General features: G+C 69.0%; 2 protein-coding genes. One reads left to right on the plus strand and one right to left on the minus strand.

The annotated features are described in order from the left end of the window. On the minus strand, positions 1–474 hold a 474-nt coding region (locus VN419_RS11495), incomplete at its 3' end, for a hypothetical protein (RefSeq protein ID WP_325647368.1). A 166-nt stretch (positions 475–640) separates the two neighbouring features. On the opposite strand from VN419_RS11495, the gene uvrA reads away from it, so the two are divergent. Then, the gene (gene uvrA, locus VN419_RS11500) at positions 641–3514 is read left to right on the plus strand and encodes an excinuclease ABC subunit UvrA (RefSeq protein ID WP_325647369.1); all 2874 of its coding nucleotides are present in this window, start codon (positions 641–643) and stop codon (positions 3512–3514) included. Positions 3515–3799: the final 285 nt, after the last annotated feature.

Below are 3799 nucleotides of genomic sequence, written 5' to 3' on the forward strand. Positions count from 1 at the left end.
GCTTGCGCCGCCGCCCGACACGACGCCGCCGCCGGACGCGCTGCTGACGCCGCCGCCGCCGCCCAGCAAATACTGCACTCCGCCGCCGGACGCGCTGCTGACGCCGCCGCCGGAGAACCCGCCACCACCGGAGCCGGAAACGCCGCCGCCGCCGCCCAGCAGGTACTGCGCGCCGCCGCTGGCCTGGCTCACGAGGCCGTGGCCGCCGCCGGTGCTGGGAATGGGCGATTGGGTGGAGCCTTCCATGAACAGCACGCCGCCGCTGGGCGCGGCATAGGGGATGAGGGCCGGCGTGCAGTCGATGGGCACGTGGCCGCCCTCGCTGATGGGCACCCAGCCGCCTTCGCTGATGGGAACGTGGCCTGCGGGACCAGGGGTGAAGCTGCCCGAAGGGCCGGCCTCGAAATGCCCGGCTGCCCCGGCGGTGATGTGCCCGGCCGGTCCGGCGACGATGTTGTCAGTGAGTCCGTACATGGCGTTCCTCCTGCTTCCGGCGAGGCCCGCGCGAAAATGTGGCCGAAAACGGCCCGGACGCGGCGCTGGAAGACCCAGGAAATAACTCAATACCTCCGCGTTGCCGTTTTCGTCAAGTGCGCGTCCCACCCCTTGCCACCGCGCGGGCGATGATTACCTGCGGCAGATGTCAGCAAAAGCCGCCAACACCCCGCCCAAGGCAAGCCAGCCCGTTGTCCAGACAGCACAGGCCGCAGCTCCCCGGGGCGTCATCCACATCGAAGGGGCCCGCCACCACAACCTCAAGAACCTGAGCCTGGACATCCCGCGCGAGCAGCTCGTGGTGGTTTGCGGGCCGTCGGGCTCCGGCAAGAGCACGCTCGCCTTCGACATCGTCTACGCCGAGGGCCAGCGCCGCTACGTGGAGTCCCTGTCCGCCTACGCCCGGCAGTTCCTGCCGCAGATGGACAAGCCCCTGGTGGACAAGGTGGAGGGCCTCTCGCCCGCCATCAGTCTGGAGCAGCAGTCCACCTCGCGCAACCCGCGCTCCACCGTGGGCACGGTGACCGAGGTCTACGACTTTCTGCGCGTGTTCTACGCCCGCCTGGGGGCCTTTTTCTGCCCCAAGTGCGGCAAGCCCATCGCCGCGCAAAGCGGCGACGAAATCCTGGCCGCCATCATGGCCCTGCCCGAAGGCACGCGCATTCTGCTGCTGGCCCCCCTGGTGGAGCACCAGAAGGGCACGCACAAGGACCTGTTCACCCGCCTGCGCAAGGAGGGCTTCGCCCGCGTGCGCGTGAACGGCGAGGTTTATGCCCTGGAGGAAACCCCGGAGCTGGACAAGCTCAAGAAACACACCATCGAGCTGGTGGTGGACCGCCTCGCCATCAAGGCGGACATCCGCCCGCGTCTGGGCGATTCCGTGGAGCTGGCCCTGAAGCAGGGCAAGGGCAGCCTCATCGTTTCCGAGCACGGCAAGCCCGCCAAGGAGGCCGACCGCTTCTTCAGCACGTCGAGCACCTGCGCGGCCTGCGGCATCTCCATGCCGCCCTTGACCCCGCAGCTGTTCTCCTTCAACAGCCCCCAGGGCGCCTGCCCGGAATGCTCCGGCCTGGGCAGCGTGGACAGCTTCGAGTTCGACCTGCTGGCCCCGAACAAGGGCCTTTCGCTCAAGGCCGGCGGCCTGCTGCCCTGGCGCAACCCGCGCCTGTTCGCCCGGCACGAGGACGATCTGAAGCGCCTGGGCAAGCGCCACGGCTTCACCCTCGACACCCCCCTTTCCGAGCTGAGCGCCAAGGCCCGCGTGGCCCTGGTGGACGGCGATGCCGCCTGCGACTGGCCGGGCGTGGCCCCGCTTCTGGAGCAGGGCTTCGCCATGGGCCCTGTCTGGCGCGACGAGCTTTCCCGCTACCGCCAGAGCCGCCCCTGCCCCTCCTGCCAGGGCGCGAGGCTGAAGCCCGAGGTGCTGGCCGTACGCGTGCCGCCCACCACGGCCGAGGACAGCCTGAACATCCACCAGTTCTGCTCGCTGTCCATCGCCCGCGCCCTCGATTGGCTGAAAAGCCAGGACTTCAGCGGCGCAAGCGAACTCATCGCCGGGCCGCTGATGAAGGAGCTGACCCACCGCCTGGGCTTCATGAAGGGCGTGGGCCTCGACTACATCTCCCTCGGCCGGAACATGAGCACCCTCTCCGGCGGCGAGGCCCAGCGCATCCGCCTGGCCAGCCAGCTCGGCAGCGGCCTTGTGGGCGTCACCTACGTGCTCGACGAACCCTCCATCGGCCTGCACCCGCGCGACAACGAACGGCTCCTGCGCACGCTGCGCAGCCTGCAGGCCCGCGGCAACACCGTGCTGGTGGTGGAGCACGACGAACCCACCATCATGAGCGCGGACCATGTCATTGAGCTTGGCCCGGGCAGCGGCGAGCTGGGCGGCGAGATCGTGTTCCAGGGCCCGGTGGACAAGCTGATGAACGAAAGCCAGTCCCTGACCGCCAAGTACCTGCGCGGCGACCTGCGCTCCTGGCGGCCCGACGAGCGCCGCACGCCCACCGCCATCGGCGGGCGCACCCACCTGGGCCTGCGCGGCACGCGCGCCAACAACCTGAAGGGCCTCGACCTGGACATTCCGCTGGGCGTGCTGGTCTGCTTCACCGGCGTGTCCGGCTCGGGCAAAAGCTCCCTGGTGGTCGATACGCTCTACAAGCACCTGGCCCTGTCCCAGGGCATCAAGGTGGACCAGCCCGGCCCGGTGGAGTCCTTTGTCGGCGCGGAGGCCATCGAAAAGATCATCGCCATCGACCAGACGCCCATAGGCCGCACGCCGCGTTCCAACCCGGCCACCTACACCAAGGCCTTTGACGAGATCCGCAACATCTTCGCGGGTTCCAAGGACGCCAAGATGCGCGGCTACCAGCCCGGGCGCTTCAGCTTCAACGTCAAGGGCGGCCGCTGCGAGGCCTGCCAGGGCGACGGCCAGGTGCGCGTGGAAATGCACTTCCTGCCCGATGTCTTCGTCACCTGCGACGTGTGCAAGGGCATGCGCTACAACTCCCAGACGCTCGAAGTGCGCCACAAGGGCAAGAACATCGCCGAGGTGCTGGACATGACCGTGGCCGAGGCGCGCGAGTTCTTCGGCGCGCACACCGCCCTGTCCCGCCGCCTGGAAGTGCTGGAGCAGGTGGGCCTGTCCTACCTGCGCCTGGGCCAGCCCGCCACGACGCTTTCCGGCGGCGAGGCCCAGCGCATCAAAATCAGCCGCGAACTGGGCAAGCGCAACCTGCCCGGGGCCCTGTACATCCTGGACGAGCCCACCACCGGCCTGCACATGCACGAGGTGGGCAAGCTCATCCGCGTGCTGCACCGCTTGGTGGACAAGGGCGCCAGCGTCATCGTCATCGAGCACAACGCCGATGTGGTCCTCGCCTCGGACTACGTGTTCGACCTGGGCCCCGGCGGCGGCGAGAACGGCGGGCAGATCGTGGCCAAAGGCACGCCCGAAGAGATCATGGCCAACCCCGAGTCCGTCACCGGCCGCTTCCTGGGCGATGAGGCCAAGTAGCGAGAGATGCTGGGGGCGCTGCCCCCAGGCCCCCGCCAGAGGGCACAAGGCCCTCTGGACTCCCTGTGGCGAGGGGTTTCTGCTCAGGCGCGAAGCCGCCTGAGCAGAAACCCCTCGCGGAGGGTCCGGCGGGAGGCGGCGCGGGCATGATGCATCGCCAGTTCTGGCACCCGTTTTCTTCTGCCCAAACGCCCTGCCCGGCCCTGCCCCAAACAAGAAGCCCCGGAGCGCTGTTGCGCTCCGGGGCTTCTTGTTTGGCCTGCGGGTCCAGGGGGTGCATACCCC

This window comes from Humidesulfovibrio sp. (assembly GCF_035560995.1).
Lineage (GTDB): Bacteria > Desulfobacterota > Desulfovibrionia > Desulfovibrionales > Desulfovibrionaceae > Humidesulfovibrio.